Source organism: Pseudomonas tremae (assembly GCF_023278125.1).
GTDB lineage: Bacteria > Pseudomonadota > Gammaproteobacteria > Pseudomonadales > Pseudomonadaceae > Aquipseudomonas > Aquipseudomonas tremae.
In genome coordinates, this window is the sequence record NZ_CP066270.1 from 859,973 (window position 1) to 880,955 (window position 20,983).

19 protein-coding genes are annotated in these 20,983 nt (G+C 60.8%); 4 read left to right on the plus strand and 15 right to left on the minus strand.

What is annotated here, in order from left to right; all coding sequences use genetic code 11:
- Window positions 1-56 precede the first annotated feature (56 nt).
- Window positions 57-1,253 carry a multidrug effflux MFS transporter gene (locus I9H09_RS03995; RefSeq protein ID WP_122312281.1) on the plus strand — a complete coding sequence of 399 codons (1,197 nt, stop codon included), beginning with the start codon at window positions 57-59 and terminating at the stop codon, window positions 1,251-1,253.
- Window positions 1,254-1,310: 57 nt separating this feature from the next.
- Here the strand turns inward: I9H09_RS03995 and I9H09_RS04000 are convergent, their stop codons facing one another.
- Window positions 1,311-2,324, minus strand: coding sequence for a zinc-binding alcohol dehydrogenase family protein (locus I9H09_RS04000; protein WP_122312282.1), 1,014 nt, complete (start codon window positions 2,322-2,324; stop codon window positions 1,311-1,313).
- A gap of 111 nt (window positions 2,325-2,435) precedes the next feature.
- On the opposite strand from I9H09_RS04000, the gene I9H09_RS04005 reads away from it, so the two are divergent.
- Complete coding sequence (locus I9H09_RS04005) at window positions 2,436-3,359, plus strand: LysR family transcriptional regulator (protein WP_024670279.1); 924 nt, start codon at window positions 2,436-2,438, stop codon at window positions 3,357-3,359.
- A gap of 436 nt (window positions 3,360-3,795) precedes the next feature.
- On the plus strand, window positions 3,796-4,488 hold the full coding sequence (locus tag I9H09_RS04010) for an ArsR/SmtB family transcription factor (protein ID WP_005887316.1): 693 nt from the start codon (window positions 3,796-3,798) through the stop codon (window positions 4,486-4,488).
- 115 nt (window positions 4,489-4,603) lie between these two features.
- Here the strand turns inward: I9H09_RS04010 and I9H09_RS04015 are convergent, their stop codons facing one another.
- From I9H09_RS04015 to I9H09_RS04045, 7 genes are all read right to left on the minus strand, one after another.
- On the minus strand, window positions 4,604-5,557 hold the full coding sequence (locus tag I9H09_RS04015; RefSeq protein WP_005887318.1) for an adenosine deaminase: 954 nt from the start codon (window positions 5,555-5,557) through the stop codon (window positions 4,604-4,606).
- Window positions 5,558-5,635: 78 nt separating this feature from the next.
- The gene (locus I9H09_RS04020) at window positions 5,636-6,601 is read right to left on the minus strand and encodes a 2-oxoglutarate and iron-dependent oxygenase domain-containing protein (protein WP_122312283.1); all 966 of its coding nucleotides are present in this window, start codon (window positions 6,599-6,601) and stop codon (window positions 5,636-5,638) included.
- A 73-nt stretch (window positions 6,602-6,674) separates the two neighbouring features.
- Window positions 6,675-7,769 (minus strand): BMP family ABC transporter substrate-binding protein, encoded by a 1,095-nt coding sequence (locus I9H09_RS04025; RefSeq protein ID WP_236502308.1) that lies wholly within the window; start codon window positions 7,767-7,769, stop codon window positions 6,675-6,677.
- 215 nt (window positions 7,770-7,984) lie between these two features.
- A complete protein-coding gene (gene fecE, locus I9H09_RS04030) occupies window positions 7,985-8,776 on the minus strand; it encodes a Fe(3+) dicitrate ABC transporter ATP-binding protein FecE (RefSeq protein ID WP_122346734.1) in 792 nt (263 codons plus the stop codon).
- Window positions 8,777-8,780: 4 nt separating this feature from the next.
- Window positions 8,781-9,749 carry a FecCD family ABC transporter permease gene (locus I9H09_RS04035; RefSeq protein WP_122312285.1) on the minus strand — a complete coding sequence of 323 codons (969 nt, stop codon included), beginning with the start codon at window positions 9,747-9,749 and terminating at the stop codon, window positions 8,781-8,783.
- The gene (fecC, locus tag I9H09_RS04040; RefSeq protein ID WP_042931977.1) at window positions 9,746-10,735 is read right to left on the minus strand and encodes an iron-dicitrate ABC transporter permease FecC; all 990 of its coding nucleotides are present in this window, start codon (window positions 10,733-10,735) and stop codon (window positions 9,746-9,748) included. Before fecC ends, I9H09_RS04035 begins: the two co-directional genes overlap by 4 nt.
- Entirely contained in the window at window positions 10,736-11,656 is a 921-nt protein-coding gene (locus tag I9H09_RS04045; protein ID WP_122325279.1) for a Fe(3+) dicitrate ABC transporter substrate-binding protein FecB, read from the minus strand.
- Between the two features lie 243 nt (window positions 11,657-11,899).
- Here I9H09_RS04045 and I9H09_RS04050 point away from each other — a divergent pair, with 243 nt between their 5' ends.
- Window positions 11,900-12,988 carry a calcium:cation antiporter gene (locus tag I9H09_RS04050; protein ID WP_005887329.1) on the plus strand — a complete coding sequence of 363 codons (1,089 nt, stop codon included), beginning with the start codon at window positions 11,900-11,902 and terminating at the stop codon, window positions 12,986-12,988.
- 63 nt (window positions 12,989-13,051) lie between these two features.
- Here I9H09_RS04050 and I9H09_RS04055 read toward each other — a convergent pair whose 3' ends face one another.
- The 7 genes from I9H09_RS04055 to I9H09_RS04085 all read right to left on the minus strand — a co-directional run bounded on the left by I9H09_RS04055 (window position 13,052) and on the right by I9H09_RS04085 (window position 20,936).
- Window positions 13,052-14,407 (minus strand): 8-oxoguanine deaminase, encoded by a 1,356-nt coding sequence (locus tag I9H09_RS04055; RefSeq protein ID WP_236502307.1) that lies wholly within the window; start codon window positions 14,405-14,407, stop codon window positions 13,052-13,054.
- A 142-nt stretch (window positions 14,408-14,549) separates the two neighbouring features.
- Complete coding sequence (locus tag I9H09_RS04060; RefSeq protein ID WP_005887333.1) at window positions 14,550-15,239, minus strand: SDR family oxidoreductase; 690 nt, start codon at window positions 15,237-15,239, stop codon at window positions 14,550-14,552.
- 280 nt (window positions 15,240-15,519) lie between these two features.
- A complete protein-coding gene (locus I9H09_RS04065) occupies window positions 15,520-16,446 on the minus strand; it encodes an ABC transporter permease (RefSeq protein ID WP_005887336.1) in 927 nt (308 codons plus the stop codon).
- The gene (locus I9H09_RS04070; protein WP_005887338.1) at window positions 16,446-17,546 is read right to left on the minus strand and encodes an ABC transporter permease; all 1,101 of its coding nucleotides are present in this window, start codon (window positions 17,544-17,546) and stop codon (window positions 16,446-16,448) included. Before I9H09_RS04070 ends, I9H09_RS04065 begins: the two co-directional genes overlap by 1 nt.
- Before the next feature lie 11 nt (window positions 17,547-17,557).
- Window positions 17,558-19,111: an ABC transporter ATP-binding protein gene (locus I9H09_RS04075; protein WP_122346723.1), complete on the minus strand. Its 1,554-nt coding sequence runs from the start codon at window positions 19,109-19,111 to the stop codon at window positions 17,558-17,560.
- A gap of 535 nt (window positions 19,112-19,646) precedes the next feature.
- Window positions 19,647-20,240 (minus strand): IMPACT family protein, encoded by a 594-nt coding sequence (locus tag I9H09_RS04080; protein ID WP_005887342.1) that lies wholly within the window; start codon window positions 20,238-20,240, stop codon window positions 19,647-19,649.
- Between the two features lie 33 nt (window positions 20,241-20,273).
- Window positions 20,274-20,936, minus strand: a complete 663-nt coding sequence (locus tag I9H09_RS04085) for a TetR/AcrR family transcriptional regulator (RefSeq protein WP_005887343.1) — start codon at window positions 20,934-20,936, stop codon at window positions 20,274-20,276.
- Window positions 20,937-20,983: the final 47 nt, after the last annotated feature.

Here is a 20,983-nt window from a genome sequence, read left to right on the forward strand (position 1 = left end):
TGCTAGGTATGCCGGTTAAACTGGCCCGTTGCTTTGCAGTCGTTGATGGACATCTGATGAATCTACGAACGATCCTTATCCTTGGCTCCTTGAGCGCCTTCGGCCCGCTGGCCATCGATTTCTACCTTCCTGGTTTTCCCGCCATAGCCTCGTATTTCGGGACCGACGAGAAGCACGTACAGCTGACCTTGGCCGCCTACTTTCTGGGCCTGTCCCTTGGCCAGTTGGCCTATGGGCCGGTAGCCGACCGTTTTGGCCGGCGTGTCCCGATGCTGGTCGGCGTTGCCCTGTTCATGCTGGCCTCGGTGGCCTGCGCCTTTGCTCCGAGTCTCGAGTGGCTGATCGGCGCACGTTTCGTTCAGGCGTTGGGTGGCTGTGCCGGGATGGTGCTGTCGCGTGCGATCGTCAGCGACAAATGCAATGCCGTCGAGTCGGCCAAGGTCTTCTCGCAACTGATGCTGGTGATGGGCCTGGCGCCTATTCTGGCGCCCATGCTCGGGGGCGTGCTGGTCAGCAGCTTTGGCTGGCAGTCGATCTTCGTCAGCCTTACGCTGTTCAGCGGGGCCTGCCTGACAGCGGTTGCAATCGGTCTGCCGGAAAGCATGCCCGCCAGCGCGCCTCGTCAGCCATTGAGCGGCGCATTGCGGCAATACGCCAGCCTGTTCAAGGACCGCGTGTTTATCGGCCATGCCCTGACAGGTGGTATCGCCATGGCCGGAATGTTCGCTTACGTTGCCGGGTCGCCCTTTGTCTTCATCAAGCTTTACGGCGTACCTGCCGAGCATTACGGCTGGCTGTTCGGGATGAATGCGGCGGGCTTCATTCTGGTTGCGCAGATCAACGCGCGCGTGCTGCGCAAGACTGGCCCTGCATTCATATTGTCACGCACGGTATGGGTCTACCTGACGGCGGCGCTGGTCTTGCTGGCGATCACCGGGCTGCGTACCGAAGCGCTCTGGCCTTTGCTGGTGCCGCTATTCATATGCGTCGCGAGCCTGGGCTGCATCATTCCCAACGCCTCGGCCTGTGCCATGAATGGTCAGTGGGCGCGCGCTGGCAGTGCATCGGCATTGCTGGGGTGTCTGCAATTCAGCGTCGCCGCCGTCGCTGCCAGCCTGGTGGGCGTGCTGCATGACGGCACGGCCACACCAATGGCGCTGGTCATCAGCCTGTGCGGCTTACTGACGGTGGGCCTTTCGGTGTTGACGCGTCGCGCGCAGCACACTCGGGACGCCAAGGCGCAGACTGCCTGATCCGTTTCGGCGCGGGAGCCGGTCGTTGTGCGACTGACTCCCGCGTTCTGGCGTGCCTCAGAACCCTTCAAGCACTACCTTGCCTTTGGCAGTGCCGCTTTCCAGCAGGGCATGAGCGCGGCGCAGGTTTTCGGCGTTGATGCTGCCGAAATGTTCACCGAACGTGGTTTTCAGTGTGCCAGCGTCGATCAGCTCGGCCACCCGGTTGAGCAGGTTGTGCTGTTCGATCATGTCCTCGGTTTCAAACATCGAGCGGGTGTACATGAACTCCCAATGCAACGAAAGGCTCTTGCGCTTGAGTTTCGAGACATCCAGCGTTTTTGGGTCATCGATCAGGGCCAGTTTGCCCTGCGGCTTGAGCGCCTCGACCAGTTGATCCAGATGCTGTTCGGTCTGGGTCAGGCTGGCCACGTGGGTCACCTGGTTCAGGCCGACACGTTTGAGTTCTTCGCTCAATGGCTTGCTATGGTCCAGCACTTCATGTGCGCCCAGCTCGCGAACCCAGCGTTCGGTCTCGGGGCGCGAAGCGGTGCCGATGACCTTGAGTGAGGTCAACTGCCGCGCCAACTGGGTCAGGATCGAACCCACACCACCCGCCGCGCCGACGATCAGCAGGCTGTGCGGGCCTTCGCCTTTCTGCTGAGCAATTTCCAGGCGCTCGAACAGCAGCTCCCAGGCAGTGATGGCAGTCAAAGGCAGCGCTGCTGCATGAGCAAAGCTCAGGGTCTTGGGCATATGGCCGACGATGCGCTCATCGACAACGTGCAGTTCACTGTTGGCGCCTGGTCGGGTCAGGGAACCCGCGTAAAAAACGTTATCACCTGGCTTGAACAGGGTGACCTGGCTGCCAACGGCTTTCACCACGCCTGCCACGTCCCAGCCCAAGACCTTGGCCGCACCGTCTTCCGGCTGGACGTTCTGGCGAATTTTGGTGTCCACCGGGTTGACCGATATTGCCTTGACCTCGACCAGCAGATCGCGTGCGCCCGCGACCGGTTCTGGCAGCTCGATGTCCTGCAATGCTTGGGTGTCGCTGATCGGCAACGAATGGTAGTAGGCAATGGCTTTCATCACGGGGCCTCCTCGGAAAATGATGGAGAGATCATTGGCTATTTCCAGTAAAGATAAAACCCGTTAAAACTGCAGTCTGTTTCAACTTTATTTTGATAATGCGAGGCTTTGATGCTGCGTTTTGATGACTTGCAGTTGTTCGTGCGTGCAGCGGACCTGGGCAGCCTTTCTGCTGCTGCGCGAGTGATGGACATGTCTGCGGCGGTGGCGAGTGCGGCGCTCAAGCGCATTGAACGGCAGTTGGGCGCGCGTCTGCTGGCGCGCTCTACCCGCAGCCTCAGGCTTACCGCAGAGGGCGAGGGGTTTCTGGAATATGCCCGTGCGGCGCTGGGTAGCCTTGAAGAAGGACGCAGATTGTTGGCCAGCAGTCAGGATCGCTGCGAGGGCGTGCTGCAACTCTCTGCCCCCTCGGACCTGGGTCGTAACGTGCTCTTGCCCTGGCTGGATGACTTTCAGCAGCAGCATCCGCAACTGACCGTCCGGCTGTTGCTGGGTGATCGCATAGCTGATCTATTTCGCCAGCCTGTCGATGTCGCGCTGCGTTACGGCGAACCCGAGGACTCCAGCCTGGTGGCGCTGCCGGTTCTGCCTGACAACCGGCGGGTGCTGTGTGCCGCTCCGGGTTATCTGGAACGCCACGGTGAGCCTCATCAAATCGAACAGTTGGCGCAGCACAATTGTCTGCTGTTCATGTTGGGTGATCGCGTGCATGACCGCTGGACGCTGAATGACGGCAAGCGTGAAATCAGTCTGACGGTCAGCGGTAATCGCTTCAGCGACGATGCCGACGTGGTACGCCGCTGGGCCGTGGCGGGCGAGGGAGTCGCGTACAAGTCCTGGCTGGACGTTGCTGCAGACGTCAGAGCCGGCCGCCTGAAAGTGCTCATGCCCGACCTGACCGGAGAGCGCGCCCCGCTGAACTTGTTGTGCGCGCACCGTGCGCAACTCAGCAAACCGGTCAATCTGCTGCTGGATATGCTCAGGTCTCGCTGTAAGCAACATGCTGTAGGCCCGTCGCCTGTTGGTTTGTTTTAATGGCTACGTGTGACAGGGAAATAGCCTACGGACACTTCGGAAAATAGAGTATTTAAATGCAATTCAAATCTGCAAAGTTCTGCTTCAGGTACTAACTTGAAGCCGACTGTTGTTGAGGGGTTTTGGCATTTTTGTCATAGGCATGGCGCTTGTGTTTTCCGTTACTTTTTCAGGGGTGCGCTGAAAGCCCTTGATTAGAGCGGTTTCTGTGTAATGGCTAGTAGCCGCCCAATCCGGCGTGACACTCCAGCTTCAGGCGGTTTTGCGGGTGTTCGCGCGACCACAGTGCGCACCAGCAGTTTTTCACCCGCCGGGGGCGCAGGCCATAGAGTTTATACTTGTCATTTCAGGTCAAAGACGCGTTCAACTTTATCAGCGCGTGATTACAGTCATTAAGTCACCGAGACAGATGAATGTTTCAACAGGGAGTGAACACATGGAATATGGTCCGCGCATCAGCCAGATTGCAACATTGCTGGCCGACCCCAAGCGCAGCGCAATGATCTGGGCGTTGATGGACGGTACGGCTCGTTCCGCCGATGAGCTGGCGATTCTGGCGGGGCTCTCTACGTCTTCGGCGGGGGCGCATCTGGCGCGTCTGGCCAATGGCGGTCTGTTGAAGCAGGAAGCCCGGGGGCGAAAGCGGTTTTTCCGTCTGGCCGCGCCGGAAGTCGGTGCTGCCGTGGAAGCGCTGGCCTGTGCGTCGCAGGCCAGCGCCGTGCAGATCAGTCGGCGTTTTGCCCAGCCCATGCCTCCCTTGCCACTGCGGCGCGCAAGAATCTGCTCCGATCACCTGGGCGGTGAAATGGCTGCCGAGCTTTATCAGCGGTTGCTGGGGGCCGGCTGGATAGAGCAGCAGGAGAAGCGTATCGAAGTGACGAGCAAGGGCGTGGCCAGCTTTGCCGAGCGCGGCATCTACATACCTGCGCTGGCACAGCGCAAACGCGAAACAGTGTGTGCCTGCCCGAAACTGAGCGACCACAGCGCGCACCTGGGGGGCGCGCTGGGGGCGGGGTTGTTGCAGTTGTTCATTCAGATGGGCTGGCTACGTACCACTGAGGAGTCCAGCACGTTGCAGGTCTCGTCCAGCGGGCAGCGGGAAATCAGCAAGATAGCTGCAGCGGCCTAAGAGGGCATGCCTCAATACCGAACGCAGAGCGTCCAGACCTGCGTTCCTGCGCTGGAGCGTGAGGAACGACAAGTGCAGGATTGATGCTCCGCGCTGTTTCCGGGAGTAGAGCGTTTCAGGGCTTGACCAGGCGGGCATCCAGGCTGTTTTGTGCCAGGCGGGTGGCCTGGTCCTGAGTCATGCCCAGGTGCGTATACAGCGCATGGAAGTTCTCGGTCACGTAGCCGCCGAAGTAGGCCGGGTCGTCGGAGTTCACCGTGACTTTCACGCCGCGCTCGAGCATGTCGAGGATGTTGTGCCGAGCCATGTCGTCGAACACGCAGAGCTTGGTGTTGGAGAGCGGGCAGACGGTCAGCGGGATCTGTTCGTCGATGATGCGCTGCATCAGCCGCTCGTCTTCGATGGCGCGAACGCCGTGGTCGATACGCTGGATTTTCAGCAGGTCCAGTGCTTCCCAGATGTACTCCGGCGGCCCTTCTTCCCCGGCATGGGCCACGGTCAGGAAGCCTTCGTTGCGGGCGCGGTCAAACACGCGCTGGAACTTGCTCGGCGGGTGGCCCATTTCAGAGCTGTCGAGGCCCACGGCGACGAACGCATCGCGGAACGGCAGCGCCTGGTCGAGGGTCTTTTCGGCTTCGTCTTCGGACAGATGACGCAGGAAGCTCAGGATCAAACCGCTGTCGACACCCAGCTTCGACTTGCCGTCTTTCAGCGCACCGGTAATCCCGGCCAGCACCACTTCAAACGCAATGCCACGGTCGGTGTGGGTTTGCGGATCGAAGAATGGTTCGGTGTGGATGACGTTCTGTTCCTTGCAGCGCTGCAGGTAGGCCCAGGTCAGGTCGTAAAAGTCCTGCTCGGTGCGCAGCACGTCTGCGCCGCGATAGTACAGGTCGAGGAATTCCTGCAGATTGTTGAAGGCGTAAGCCTTGCGCAGCGCATCTACGTCATTCCACGGCAGGGCAATCTTGTTGCGCTCGGCCAGGGCGAACAGCAGCTCGGGTTCCAGCGAGCCTTCGAGGTGCAAGTGCAGTTCTGCCTTGGGCAGGGCGTTCAACCAGTCGTACATATTCTTTTCTCATCAGGTGCAGATGGCGGGCATTCTACAGATGCATGCCGCTGCGCAGGGTAAAACCTGACCGAACGTTCAACTTGGCTCTTGTTCGCGACGATAGGCGTAAGTATCGGCGAAGCGTGAAAGCAGAAATTCGGCACACGTCGTTACAGGGTAGCGGGCCGGATGAGTTTCGCTCTGACAGCCAGGCAGGCACTCGATGCGCGTGTCCGGATGCGGTTCGGCAAAGAACGGCATCGAATAGCGATCGACACCCAATGGGCTGATGACCCGGTGGGGCGTGGACAGATAACGATCATTGCTCCAGCGCGCCATCATGTCACCGAGGTTGACCACGAAGGTGCCGTCGACAGGCGGTGCGTCGATCCATTCGCCGCTTACGTCGCGAACCTGCAGACCGCCCGCCGTGTCCTGGTACAGCAAGGTGATACAGCCGTAATCGGTGTGCGCTCCCGCGCCTTGTTGCTCGGCTGACGTCGCGGTGTGCCGTGGCGGGTAATGAATCATGCGCAGCACGCTGACCGGGTCCTTGAAGCGCTGATCGAAAAAGTCGTGCTCGATGCCCAGAGCCAGTGTCATGGCGCGCAGCAGGGTTTGCGCCAGCGCCTGCATGTCCAGGTAATGCTGCTCCATCAGGCTGGCCCAGCCGGGAATGTCCGGGTGCCGATTGGGGCCGCGCAACGGTTTGCCGGCCAGTACATCGGAATGGCTGGCCTCCATATGCAGGCCCATGTCGAAGGTTTCTTTCAGGTCGCTCGGCAGGCCGGGGTCCAACTGCTCGGTGGCAATCGCGCCGTAGCCACGATGGTGAGTGCTTTGGGTGATATCGATCCTGAGCTTTTCGGCTGCATCCCTGGCGAAGAAGTCCTTGGCGGCGGCCTGTACCTGTTCGATGCGTTCGGCGCTGATCGGGTGGCCTTTGATATAGAAAAAGCCCCATTCACGGCAAGCGCTGTCGATCTGTGTGGCGACAGCCTGCCAGGCTTGGGCGTCCGCGCCGTAAAGCGGGCTGATGTCGATGACGGGAAGCTGGTCCATTAACCGTTCCTGAGCGTTCGGTGGTGTTCAACAGAGAGGGACGTGCCCGCCGAGGCAGGCAGGCAAAACAGCGTTACTTGGGAAGTTCGGCCTTGATCCCTTCCACGTAATAGTTCATCGATGCCAGCTCGGCGTTGGTCGCAACGACGCCATCGGCAATCTTGATCGTGCCGTTCTGGTCCTTGATCGGGCCAGTGAACGGGTGGAATTCGCCGCTTTCGATGCTGGCGATGATCTTCTGCGCCTCGGCCTTAACGTCAGCCGGCACGACGTCGCTGATCGGCAATTCGACGGTACCTTCTTTCAGGCCGCCCCAGTAGTCCTGCGGTTTCCAGGTGCCGGCGATGGCGCCCTCGGCGGCCTGGGTGTAATGCGGGCCCCAATTGTTGACGATGGAAGTCAGCACTGCCTTTGGCCCGAAATGCGCCATGTCCGAGGCGTAACCTACCGCGTAGACGCCACGGCGCTCGGCCGTCTGGATCGGTGCCGGGCTGTCGGTGTGCTGGAAGACTACGTCGACGCCCTGATCGATCAGGGCGTTGGCGGCGTCCGCTTCCTTGCCCGGATCGAACAAGGAGTTGACCCAGACCACTTTGATTTCAGTGCCCGGGTTGTATTTGTTCAGCGCCAGCTGGATGGCGTCGATGTCACGCAGCACTTCAGGGATCGGGAATGAGGCGACGTAGCCGATCTTCTTGGTCTTGGTCATTTTCGCTGCGATGTAACCGCTGACGTAGCGGCCTTCATAAGTACGGGCCAGGTAAGTGCCCATGTTCTTGTCCTGCTTGTAACCGGTTGCATGCTCGAATTTCACTTTCGGGAATTGCTTGGCGACTTTCAGGGTCGGGTTCATGTAACCGAAGGAAGTACTGAAGATCAGGTCATAGCCGCCCTTGGCCATGTTGCGAATCACCCGCTCGGCGTCGGCACCTTCCGGCACGTTCTCCACGTAACTGCTGCTGACCTTGTCGCCCAGCGCCTTGACCATCGCCAAGCGGCCCTGTTCGTGCTGATAGGTCCAGCCGTGGTCGCCGATAGGGCCGATGTAGACGAATCCGACTTTCAGCGGATCGGCGGCCGATGCGAGCAGGCTGGAGCCGATGCCGACGACAGCGGCCATGGCGCACAGCAGTTTTTTCAGAGGACGACGTGGGTTGGTCAGGTGCATCGGGTCTAGCTCCTTGCGGTCTTGTTGGAGTGCATACTCCCGACAATGCAAATAACTGACCAACAGGACAACTATGTCGCCAGCGCGTCTTTGATTCTGCAAGGAGCGTGGGAGCGGACCGCGCGACGCTCTCACGGCCTTCGGCCAGAATCAAAAACAGACTTGTGTACCGTACGAAGTGCAGCGCTACGGTGCAGAATCGAGCGCCAGCGCCGTCAACTGGTGCAGCGGGTGCTGCGCTCGACAATGCACATCGGCGTGCCGGCCACCGGTTCGCGCATGATCTGCACCTGCACGTCGAACACCTGGCAGACCAGCTCGGCAGTCAACACCTCGCCCGGCGCGCCGCAGGTCATCAGACGCCCACCCTGCATGACTGCCAAGTGGTCGGCGTAACGGCAGGCCTGGTTGATGTCGTGAAGCACGGTAATCACGGTTTTGCCTTCGGCGCTCAGTTCGCGCATCAAATCGAGCAGCTCGACCTGATGGCTGATGTCCAGATAAGTGGTCGGCTCATCGAGCAGGACGATGGCGGCGTCCTGCGCCAGAATCATCGCCAGCCACGCCCGCTGGCGTTGCCCGCCGGAAAGATCCGACAGCGGACGCTCGGCCAGCGTATCAAGCTCCATGCGCTGCATCGCTTGATCGACGCTGTGCTGATCGGCACCGCTCAGGCGCCCCCACAAGCTGTTGTGCGGGCTGCGCCCGTAAGCGACCAGTTGGCGCACGCTGACGCCTTCCGGAATCGGCAGCACTTGCGGCAGAAACGCCACCTTGCAGGCCAGCTCTCTGGCAGATAACTGACTGTAGTCCTTGCCGTCCAGGCTCAACGTGCCCGATTGCGGTGTGAGAATGCGCGCAAAAGCCTTGAGCAGAGTGGACTTGCCGCAGCCGTTGGGGCCGATCAGCGCCGTGACCTGTCCTGCTGGCGGGCTGAACGACAGGTCCTGCACGATGCGTGCTGTGCCGTAGCCGATGTCGAGGTGCTGCGCCTTCAGAATGCTCATGGGATCAACCTTTGAATCGGGACAGCAGCCAGAGGAAATACGGAGCGCCGATCACGGCTGTCAGAATCCCCGCCGGGATTTCACTGGGGGCGATCAGGGTGCGGCCTAGCGTATCGGCCAGCACCAGCAACAACGCGCCCAGCACCATCGATGCGGGCAGCAGGTATTGATGATGCCCGCCGACCAGACGCCGAGCCATGTGCGGGGCGACCAGCCCGACAAAACTCACCGGGCCGATGATGCCCACGCCCAGACTGGTCAGCAGCACCGCGCTGCCCATTGCCAGCCAGCGAGTCCGTTTGAGGCTGGCCCCCAGGCTTTGCGCCGCTTCATCGCCAAGCCCGATCAGGTTTAGCGGCTTGGCCAGCAGAAGGCTCAGCGGTATCAGCAGCAGAAGCGGCGTGGCCAACAGGACGTGGTGCCAGTTGCGGCTCCACAAACTGCCGGTCAGCGCCAGCAGCGCCGTGTTGATGTCCAGTGGATTAGCGAGAATCATGAATTCGGTGATGCTCGACAGTGTGACCGCAATCGCCACACCCGACAGCGCGAAACGCACGCCGGAAAACTGCACGCCGGTGTTATACAACGCCAACAGCAGTGCCCCTGCGGCGCCGCCCAGGCAGGCCACGAACGGCAGTGCGGCCACCGGCAACTGCGGCAAACCGATGATCGCGATGGTCAGCGCCAGCCCTGCACCCTGGGTCACGCCAAGTATTTCCGGCGAGGCCAGCGGGTTGCGAATCACACCCTGAACGATGGCGCCTGCCAGGCCGAATGCGCAACCGGTCATGACCGCGATCAGGCCGCGCGGCAGGCGATGATTCCAGACCTCGAAGTCTTTGCTGTCGTGAGCGATCAGATGGTCGAGTACCGCGCCGGGCGTCAGCCAGGCGGTGCCGGCGCTGAGGCTCAACAACAGGGCCAGCGCCAGCAGCATGATCAGTAACAAGAGTCCTGAGCGAGGCTGGTTCACAGTGCGCGCCTCGCCAGAAACAGAAAGAACGGCGCGCCGATCAACGCAGTCACCACGCCCGCCGGGGTTTCGACGGGGAACGCCACCGCGCGGCTGATCAGGTCGGACGCCAGCACGATGGCCGCGCCCAGCCCGGCACTGACCGGGATCAGCCAACGGTAGTCATTGCCCAGCCATTGCCGGGCGATGTTGGGTGCAATCAGACCGACAAAGCCGATGGGGCCGACTGCGCACACGCTGGCGCCGACCAGCAGCAGGCTGACCACGAACACCAGCAGGCGCAAGGCGCCGATGCGCACACCGAGCGAGCGGGCGGCGTCTTCGCCGAGGTTGATCAGGTTCAGGCGCGGCGCACAGGCAATTGCCAGTACCAGACCGATCAGCGTGCAGGGCCAGAGCAGTTGCAGTTGTTCTGCTCCGACGTTGGCCAGCGAGCCTGCCAACCAGTTGAGCACGCTCTGCGCCTGGACCTCGACAAGAATCACAGTGAGGCGGGTCAGTGCTGCGCAGAGTGCTGCGACGGCGACGCCTGCCAGCACCAGTCGCCCTTGGGAGGTGGCAGGCGACCACGCGCCACCAAGGCTGAACACGGTAATCCATGCCAGCGCACCGCCGAGACAGGTCATCAGCAATGCGCCACCGGGAAACGGCAGGGCAATTAGCCCGGTGGAAAACAGCGCGAGCCCCAAGGCAGCACCTGCGGTGACGCCGAACAGTGACGGCGAGGCCAGACTGTTTCGGGTAATGCCCTGCATCAAGGCGCCGGCGACGCCCAGGCAGGCGCCGACCAGCGCAGCGCACAGCGCACGCGGTACTCGCAGTTGGGCGACGATGTAGGCAATGTTGCCGCCTTCGCGACCCTGGGTGAACAGGCCGTTCCACGCGTCGACCTGGCGGATGCTGAAGGACGACAGCGCGAACAGCGACACCCAGAAAAGTCCCAGGCAGGTCGCGGTGATCACGCCTGCCATTAGCCAACGGCGCATTTAAGGGTTCAGCACGGCCTTGCCGCCCTTGAGCACGGCAAGCGCATCGTCGGCGATCTGCTCGGAGGCCATGATCCCGCGGTTGCGCGCCCAGCTGTCGCCGTCGACTTCGGCCACCTGTTTATTACGAACTGCGCCAAGTACCTGCCACAGCGGTTGCTTGCTCCAGCTGTCGACAATGCTCGGACGACGATAATGCCCGACCAGCAACCAGGCAGGGTCCAGCGCCAACAGCTGTTCCAGGTTGACGAACTCGGTGGGCGCAGCGTTCTTGCGCACTTCCGGCACCTGCAAACCGATGGCTTGCAGCACGCTGCCTGCATAGGAGTGCGGGCCGTGAACGGAGAAGCTGTCTTCGCGGGCAACGCCGAACAACACCTTGGTATTGGCCGGAATCTGCTCGGCGACGGTTTTCAGATGCTGTTTGTTTTCCGCGATGCGTGTCTGCATCTGCGGACCTTTGCCCAGCGCCTTGCCGATCAGTTCGGCGGATTGCAGGCTGCCCTGATAATCCTCGCCACGCGACGGCAACATCAATGTCGGCGCGATGCTCGCAAGGTCGTTGTACAGCGCCTGATGACGGCCAAGGTCGGCAATGATCAGGTCAGGCTTGAGCCGCGCGATCACCTCGATATTGGGTTGCGAGCGCAGGCCTACCGACTGCCATTCGCCCACAGCTTTGCGCACGCGGGGCAGCACCCGATTGGCATCGCCATCGTCTGCAGCACCGACGGGCGTCACGCCGACCGAAGCCAGCCCGTCGAGAAACGAAAACTCCAGCACTACCACGCGTTGCGGGGTGTCTGGCAGATGGACCTTGTGCTGGCCGTCATCGATGTCGATAGGCGCTGCCTGGGTGGCGCTCGCCATCAGGGTCAGCAGGCCGCAAGCCACCAGATGCGGAAGTCGAAAAGCACGCATGGCGTATGTCCTTTCTAGCAGAAGCAGAATCGTGAAAACGGGCGCGCCATAAAGGCCACGAAGAAAATGGCGGGCACTATTTCACATCGTGGCGGCGGGATCAAAAGTCATTTACGCATGAGTGCAGTTCGCATTCTGGCTATTTTATGAAACCTTTTGTCACACAAGCTACTCTCAGACGCTTCACTGTTGGCCACCTTCATGTACATCCGCGGCGATGTCGCAAGGTTCGGGGTATAAAAAATGGGCGCATTGCTCAAGCAAGAAAAGTTTCTGCTGCTGGCGATCATCGCCACGTTCGTGGCCTATCCGCTGGAGCACGTGCTGCTGGGCAACGGCCAGGTCGTCGCGCTGGTGTCCGGTCTGGCACTGGTAGGGTTTATCGTCTGCGCCTCGATGCGCGTTGCGCACCACGCAGAGATGCTTGCTGAAAAAGTCGGTGATCCCTATGGCACGATGATCCTCACCCTGTCGGCGGTGCTTGTCGAAGTGGTGATTCTGGCGATCATGATGAGCAACGAGCCATCGCCGACGCTGGTGCGCGACACGATCTACTCGGCTGTGATGCTCGACATCAACGGCATTCTCGGCCTGGCGGCCCTCATGGGCGGCATCAAGCATGGCGAGCAGTCATATAACGATGACTCGGCGCGCACTTACAGCGTGATGATCCTCACTGCGATGGGCGTCTCGATGGTGGTGCCCGAGTTCATTCCCGAGGGCGACTGGAAGATCTACTCGGCGTTCACCATCGGCGCGATGGTTCTGCTTTATACCCTGTTCCTGCGCATGCAGGTCGGGCCGCACAGCTACTTCTTCAGCTACAGCTACCCGGAAAAGAAAAAGCGTCAGGGTCAGGCCGAGGAGCATGAGTCGGTCAACCTGACCCGCTCCATCGCCACCCTGGTGACGGGCGTTGTGGTGATCGGCGCATTGGCGGAAGTCATGTCCAAGACTGTTGACCTCGGTCTGGAAGGTACGGGCGCGCCGCCGGTCATGACTGCGATTCTGGTCGCCGCCATTTCCGCTGCCCCTGAGATCCTGACCGCTTTGCGTGCGGCCCTGGCCAACCGCATGCAGTCAGTGGTCAACATTGCTTTGGGCGCCTCGCTGTCCACGGTGATCCTGACCGTTCCGGTCATGGAGGCGATGGCGCTTTACAGCGGCCAGCCGTTCCAGATGGCAATGACGCCGGTGCAGACTGTGATGATCTTCATCACCCTGTTGGTGTCCGCCATCAACCTGAACGACGGCGAAACCAACGCCATCGAAGGCATGACTCACTTCGTGCTGTTTGCGACATTCATCATGCTGTCGTGTCTGGGGCTTTAGGGCTCATTACCTATCGTGCCCACGCGGAGCATAGGCACAATAGGTAGAGTTGGTTCCGTATGCTCAGCCCTGAATCAGCTCCCGCGCTGCCTGGCGGTGATCGGCAATCAGTTGACTGATGTCCAGCCCTTCAATCTGGCCATCGATCACCCGCCACTGACCTGCGACCATTACCCGATCCGCACGATCCGCGCCGCACAACAGCAGTGCCGACAGCGGATCGTGGCTACCGGAAAAGCGCAGTTCGTCCAGCTTGAACAGGGCCAGATCGGCCTGTTTGCCCACTGCCAGCTCACCGATATCGGCGCGTCCCAGTAACTGCGCCGAGCCCTTGGTTGCCCAACCGAGGACGAGTTGCGGGGTGATTTTCTCGGCGCCGTAGCGCAGGCGTTGCAGATAAAGCGCCTGGCGGGCTTCGAGCATCATGTTTGACGCATCGTTGGACGCTGAACCATCGACGCCAAGCCCCAACGGCGCGCCTGCAGCAATCAGCTCCAGTGTCGGGCAAATACCGGAAGCCAGGCGCATGTTCGAGCTGGGGCAGTGACAGACGCCGGTGCCTGCTGCGCCCAGGCGAGAGATTTCAGCAGGGTTGAAGTGGATGCCGTGGGCCAGCCAGGTACGCGGGCCGAGCCAGCCGACGCTGTCCAGATAGTCCACGGTGCGCAGGCCGAAGCGTTGCAGGCAGAAGTCTTCCTCATCAAGGGTTTCGGCCAGATGGGTGTGCAGCCGCACATCGAGCTTCTCGGCCATCGCGGCGCTTTCAGCCATGATCTGTGGTGTTACCGAGAAGGGCGAGCAGGGCGCCAGGGCTATCTGGATCTGCGCGCCGTCGCCACGTTCGTGCCAGGTTTCGATCAAGCGCTGGCTGTCGGCCAGAATCACTTCGCCCTGCTGCACCGTCTGCTGGGGCGGCAAACCACCTTCCGCTTCGCCCAGGCTCATCGAACCGCGTGTCAGCATCGCGCGCATGCCCAGCTCACGCACGCTCTGCACCTGCACATCAATGGCGTGCTCCAGCCCGTCGGGGAACAGATAGTGATGGTCGGCAGCCGTGGTGCAACCCGACAGCAGCAGCTCTGCCAGAGCAACCTTGCTGGCGACGGCCAGCTTTTCAGGCGTCAGGCGCGCCCACACCGGATACAGAGTCTTGAGCCATGGGAACAATGGCTGATTGACCACCGGCGCCCAGGCGCGCGTCAGGGTTTGATAGAAATGATGATGGGTGTTGATCAGCCCCGGCAGCAGCACATGTTCGCGGGCATCGAAAGTTTGCGCGCAGGGCCTTGAGGGCTGCTGCCCGGCGGCCAGCATTTCAGTGATGACACCACCCTCGATGACGAGGCCGCCACGGGCGTCCAGATCATTGGCGGTGAATACGGCGAGTGGGTTTTTCAACCAGATACGGGTCGCGGGCATGGGCCGGCTCCTCTGAAAAGGGTTCAGGGTTAGCCAGCTCAGTGTTGCCCTGTCTGCTGATCCAGGGTTGCCAGAGGCATACAGCCCCCGGCAAGGTCGGCGAGTCTATCGGCGGGATTGATTGCTGATCAACACCTGTTGATCACCAGGCAATGGTATTGCCCTGATAATCGACGAAGTGATGACCACCTTTGCCCGCATACGCATTGAGCTGCTCGACCAGCCCGGTGGTGCTGGTCAGCACATCGATGGCAGCGTTTTCACCGCCCATGTCAGTCTTGACCCAACCCGGATGCATCGACAGCACAGTAGGGCGGTTTTCGCCCAGCTCGGTGACAAAGGTGTTAGTCATTGAGTTGAGCGCCGCCTTGCTGGCCTTGTACAACGCCAGGTTCGCGCCATCCGGGCACTTCACGCTGCCCAGCCATGAACTCATGAACGCAAGCACACCCGTTTCAGGACGGATCTGATCGACGAAACGCTCGGCCAGACGAATAGGCGCAACCGCATTGGTCAGAAACAGTTGCCCAAGTTCAGCTGCGGTCGACTTCGCTGCGCTTTGATGTTCCGCGCCTGTGATCCCTGCATTGACGAACAGCACGTCGAACACCTCGCCTCGCAGCTTCTGGACCAGCACTTCAAGCGACGCGATTTCGTCGAGGTCTACGGCTTCGATGCGGACGCCCGCGACTTTTTTCAGGTTTTCGGCGTTTTGCGGATCACGAACGGTGGCGGTGACTTTCCAGCCCTGTTCGGTCAACCGCTCAACCAGCCCGAGCCCCAGGCCTCGCGAGGCGCCGATGACAAGAGCGGTTTTTTGGGTAGTGGTCATGAATGACTCCTTGGCAGATTGAGAGATAGACTCCATGGCAGCGCCAGCAAGACCTCTCGAAAGTTCGACCTTGCAGCGTACTCCTGCCTATGAAGTGTTGGAATCTCTGTCAGCCTAAAACGTTCAGGGGGAATGATCTGGACGCTCGGACATCTCGTTCCTCACGCTCCGCGTGGGAATGCGTTGTTTGACGCTCTGTGTCACAGATCTGCGCCGCACCGCACCGCCAGGATCGGACGCGGAGCGTCGCACGGTAGTCAAAGCTTGCAGTTGAACCCCATCAATGCCCCGCTCGCCACGGCTGCCCCAGTGACACCGGCGCATAGAGCCGGGTGCGCAGCGCATCGCGGGAGAGCAGGACCAGGACGACGATGGTTGCCACGTAAGGCAGCATCGCCAGAAGGTTGGACGGGATGGCCAGGCCGATGCCTTGCGCCACCAGGTGCAGGATGCTGGCGAGGCCGAACAGGTAGGCGCCAAGCAGCAGGCGCCAGACACGCCAGCTGGCGAAAACCACCAGGGCCAGGGCGATCCAGCCACGTCCGGCACTCATGTTTTCTGCCCACATTGGCGTGTATGCCAGCGACAGGTAAGCCCCTGCCAGACCAGCCATTGCGCCGCCGAACAGGACCGCCAAGGTGCGCACCCGCAACACCGGCAGCCCCATTGCGCTGGCGGCGTCCGGGTTTTCGCCGACCGCCTGGATGATCAGCCCGACGCGGCTTTTCAGCAGCGCCCATGCCACCAGCGCAAACAGCGCAAAAGACAGATAGACGAGCAAATCCTGGGCAAACAGCATGCGGCCGATCAGCGGGATATCGCTCAGGAAGGGAATCGCGACCGGCTCGAAGCCACTCAATGGTTTGCCGACCCAGGCCGCGCCGACGAAGCTTGAAAGGCCGACACCAAAAATGGTCAGCGCCAGCCCGGTCGCCACCTGATTGGCGTTGAATACCAGCGCGACCACGGCAAACAAGGCGGACAGCAGCATGCCCGCCAGCATTGCCAGCAACACGCCCAGCCACAGATTGCCAGTGCTCAGCGCGACGATGAAACCGGTCACCGCGCCGAACAGCATCATGCCTTCCTGGCCCAGGTTGATGACGCCGCTTTTCTCGCAAATCAGTTCGCCCAGCGCAACCAGCAGCAACGGTGTACCGCAACGGACCATGGCGTAGAAAATGTTGCTCAGCAGGTCGATATCCATCATGCGGCTCCTGTGACAGGTGTCATCTGGCGCTTGGCCCAGCGTTGCTTCAAGCGGGGGCGGTAAAGAATCAGCACGTCGCAGGCGAGCAGGAAGAACAGCATCATCCCTTGAAACAACTGAGTGATTGCGAGGGGCAGGTTCAAGGTCATCTGCGCGTTTTCTCCGCCCAGGTAGAGCAGGGCGATAAGCAGGCTGGAGAACAGAATGCCGATGGGGTTGAGTCGGCCAAGAAAGGCCACGGTAATTGCGGCGTAGCCATACCCCGGGGAAACCTGCGGCACCAGTTGGCCGATGGGGCCGGTGACCTCCGAAACACCCGCCAGCCCGGCCAGCCCACCGCTGATCAACAGCGCCAGCCAGACCAGTTGCTTCTCGCGAAAGCCGACGAACCCGGCTGCGCGTTTATCCAGCCCCAGCACTTTGATCTGGAAGCCGACAAAGCTGCGCTGCAGCAGGACCCAGACCGCGACCAGCGCCAGCAGGGCGAAATACACGCCGATGTGCGCACGACCCTCGTCCATCAGCAGCGGCAACCGGCTGGCGTCGCCGAAGGTCGCGGACTCCGGGAAGTTCATGCCTGCCGGGTCCTTGAGCGGCCCGTGTACGAAGTACAGCAGCAAGTTCAGCGCAATGTAATTGAGCATGATGCTGGTCAGGATTTCGTTGGCATTGAAGTGAGTGCGCAGCCACGCCGTTACGCCAGCCCAGGCCGCGCCTGCCAGGGTTCCCGCCAGGAGTACCATCACCAACGCCCAGCGACTTTCCATCTCGATGATATTCACTGCTACCGCACTGCCCGCCAGCGCGCCGAGCAGCAACTGGCCTTCAGCGCCGATGTTCCAGATACGGGCCTGGTAGGCGACTGCCAGCCCCAGCGCGCAAAGCAGAATCGGCAGCGTCTTGACCATCAGTTCCGACAGGCCATACAGATCGCTGACCGGTGCGATCAGCAGGGTGTGCAGCGTCACCAAGGGGTCGAGTCCCAGGCCGATGAACAACAGCGAACCACAGACCAGTGTCAGGACGGCTGCGAGCAGCGGAGAGCACCACAGCATGGCGCGTGATTCCTGACCGCGCGGTTCCAGAGAAAGCAGCATGTTTTGCTCCGTTAACCAGGCATGTGGGCCCGGGGTTGAGAATGTTCGAACTGTCCCGCCATCCATCCACCGATCTGCACGGCGCTGGTTTGTTGCGTCGGGATCAGGTCGGAAAGCTGACCTCCGCTCAGCGCGGCAAGTCGGTCGCTGATCTGGAACAGTTCGTCGAGGTCTTCGGAAATCACCAGAATCGCAGCGCCGGCATCACGCAAGGCAATCAGCGCCCGGTGAATGGCTGCTGCTGCGCCGACATCCACGCCCCAGGTCGGGTGTGCGGCAATCAGCAGTTTCGGGCTTTGCAGGATTTCCCGGCCGAGAATGAATTTCTGCAGATTGCCGCCCGACAGGCTGCGCGCGGCAGCCTGAGCATCGGGCGTCTTGACCGCGAAGCGGCGAATGATGTCATCGGCCAGTGCGCGAACCTTGCCGCGCTGAATAAGGCCCTTGCTTACCAAGCCTTGCTGGAAGGCAGTCAGCAGGGCGTTATCGGCCAGACTCAACTCCGGCACTGCGCCATGTCCCAGCCGTTCGGCAGGCACAAATGCCAGGCCGCGCTTGCGTCGCGCCTCAGGGCGCAAATGGCCGACCGGCGTGTCTTCGAAGCGCAGGGTTGCCGCCTGCGGGTGAGGCAGCGTCTGCTCGCCGCTCAACAGCGCGAGCAATTCATCCTGACCGTTGCCTGCCACACCCGCGATACCGACGATTTCGCCGCTGCGCACGTCCATACTGAGATTCTTCAATGAGCAACCGAAAGGATCAGGGTTGTGCCATGACAATCCGCCGACCCGCAGAAACGCAGTGCCGCCGCTGACCTTCTGGTACTGCGCGGTCAAGCCCTCGGCATCACCGACCATCATCCTTGCCAATGCCAGGTCCGAACATTCAGCCGGGACGCAGTGCCCGGAGACCCTGCCGTTGCGCAGCACCGTTGCGCTGTGGCAGAGCGCCCGGACTTCGCCCAGTTTGTGACTGATGAACAAAATACTGCAGCCTTCCTCGGCCAGGCGTCTGAGGGTGACGAATAGCTCTTCGGCTTCCTGAGGTGTGAGCACCGAGGTAGGTTCGTCGAGAATCAACAGGCGAATGTCCTGCATAAGGCAGCGAATGATCTCGACTTTTTGCCGTTCACCAATCGACAGGCTGTGAACCAGACGCTGCGGTTCCAAGGCCATGCCATAGCGTTGCGAGACCTCACGAATGCGCGGTTCCAGTTGTTTTGGCGTGCCGGCGGCAGCACCCATCGCCAGCGCAATGTTCTGCGCAACGCTCAGGGTCTCGAACAGCGAGAAATGCTGGAACACCATGCCGATCCCCAGGCTTCTGGCCTGGGCCGGGTTGCGCATGACCTGCGCGTTGCCTTGCCAGATGATCGACCCTGCATCCGGTTGAGTGACGCCATAAATGATCTTCATCAGCGTGCTTTTGCCCGCGCCGTTTTCACCCAGCAAGGCGTGAATCTCGCCGGGCTGAATGGTCAGGTCGATAGCATCGTTGGCCAGGCAGCCGGGATACCGTTTAGTGATGTGGCGCAGTTGCAGACGCGCAGGTATCGCATGGTTTGACATGAAGGGCTCTGGGCAAAAAAGAGGGTCGCCTGTGGATAAAGCAAAATCCTGGCCAAGGGGTCAGGATTCAAACGCGCCGCTCTGAATAGGGGCAAATAGGAGCGTCAGCCATGAATTATCGACTTTGGCTGGCACTTACCAGACTGTTCAGGCACCAGATCGGGGCGTACCTGCGTTAGCGAAGTCCGAATTTGGCTCATTGAGTTGAGCAGAAAATGTACAGCAAGCGTTGGAGGCGGTGCGATGAACCATTGCGCAGATCTTGCACCTGTTATCCACAGGTTACTCCACAGTTCCTGTGCGCAACCTGCCTGGCGCAGCATAACGCTGCGCTGACTAGCGCCCAAAGGTGCTAAGGCGCGCTAAGCGGCTGTTTTTTCGCTGTTTTCAGGCGCGAGAACGTAAATTGTTCAAAAAATGATCATTCGCCTGAAACGCCCGGCCCACAAGGCGTGCGATGGACTGTGCTCAGCTTATCCACAGTCGGATGCACAGTAGATGTGGGCAATTACGAGAACCAGGCGGATGCGAGCATTCAGTTGTCCACAGACGGCTGCAGGAGAATTCTGCCGCGGCTCAGATCAGCCAGTTGTTGTTGCAAAACGTCGAGATGCTCCGGGCCGACAGCAATTGCCATCTGCACGCCGTTGGCGGTGAAAACCTCATGGGTCACGAGGCCGTTCAGCTCCGCGAGGCGTAGTTTGACCAGCGCGAGTTCACTGAAGCTGCATTCCAGAGCAAACGACGAACGCTGAACCAGCGGCAGGCGCTCGGCCTGCTGCAAGCACTTGTTGGCGCCGCCGCCGTAAGCACGAGCCAAGCCCCCGGTGCCCAGCTGGATGCCGCCGTACCAGCGAATCACTAGCACCACCACCTGATCGAATTCCTGTGCCTCGATGGCTGCAAGAATCGGTCTTCCTGCCGTACCGCCCGGCTCGCCGTCGTCATTGCTGCGGTACTGAGCGCCCAGTTTCCAGGCCCAGCAATTGTGGGTCGCGTTCAGGTCGCTGTGCTGCTCAATGAACGCCTGGGCATCGGCAGGGTTGTCGATGGGCGCTGCGAGGGTGATGAAGCGGCTCTTGCGGATTTCTTCACGAAACTCGCAAGGGCCGAGGAGGGTATAGGGCATGCGGGTGTCCTTGCTGGCGGCAAGGTGCGGATTCTACAAGGCCGGCGGTGTCAGCCCACAACCTTTGAGGATGATCCGGATAAGATTATCGCTGGCTTGCGTCATGTCCTGGCGTGTCAAACGGCTGCGGCCGGTCACACGGCAGATCTGGGTCGCGAAGTCGGCGTAATGTTGGGTGCTGCCCCACACGAGAAATATCAGGTGGACCGGGTCGACCGGGTCCATCTTTTGCGCGTCTATCCAGGCTTGAAAAACCGCTGCCCGGCCCTGAAACCACAGGCGATAGTCCTGATTGAAGTATTCAGTCATACATTCACCGCCGCTGATGATTTCCATCGCGAAGATGCGAGAGGCCTGGGGCTGACGACGTGAGAACTCCATCTTGGCGCGAATGTAGCCGGCCAGTGCTTCGGCGGGGTCGTCGTCGACGCTGAGGTTGTTGAAGGTGCTGTCCCACAGTTCGATGATGTTGCTCAGTACCGCGACATAAAGGCCGAGCTTGTTCGTGAAGTAGTAATGCAGATTGGCTTTTGGCAGTCCGGCTTTCAGCGCGATGGCATTCATGCTGGTGCCCTTGAAGCCATGACGGGCAAATTCATCTTCGGCCGCCTGGATGATCGCGTCCTCGTTCTTCTGACGAATTCGGCTGGCAGGCTTGGAGACGTGAGCGCTGTGTGCTGGGACTTCGAGGGTCATAAGCAATTCCGGACAGGTCATGGGGGCACTACGAGTGAACAGATAAC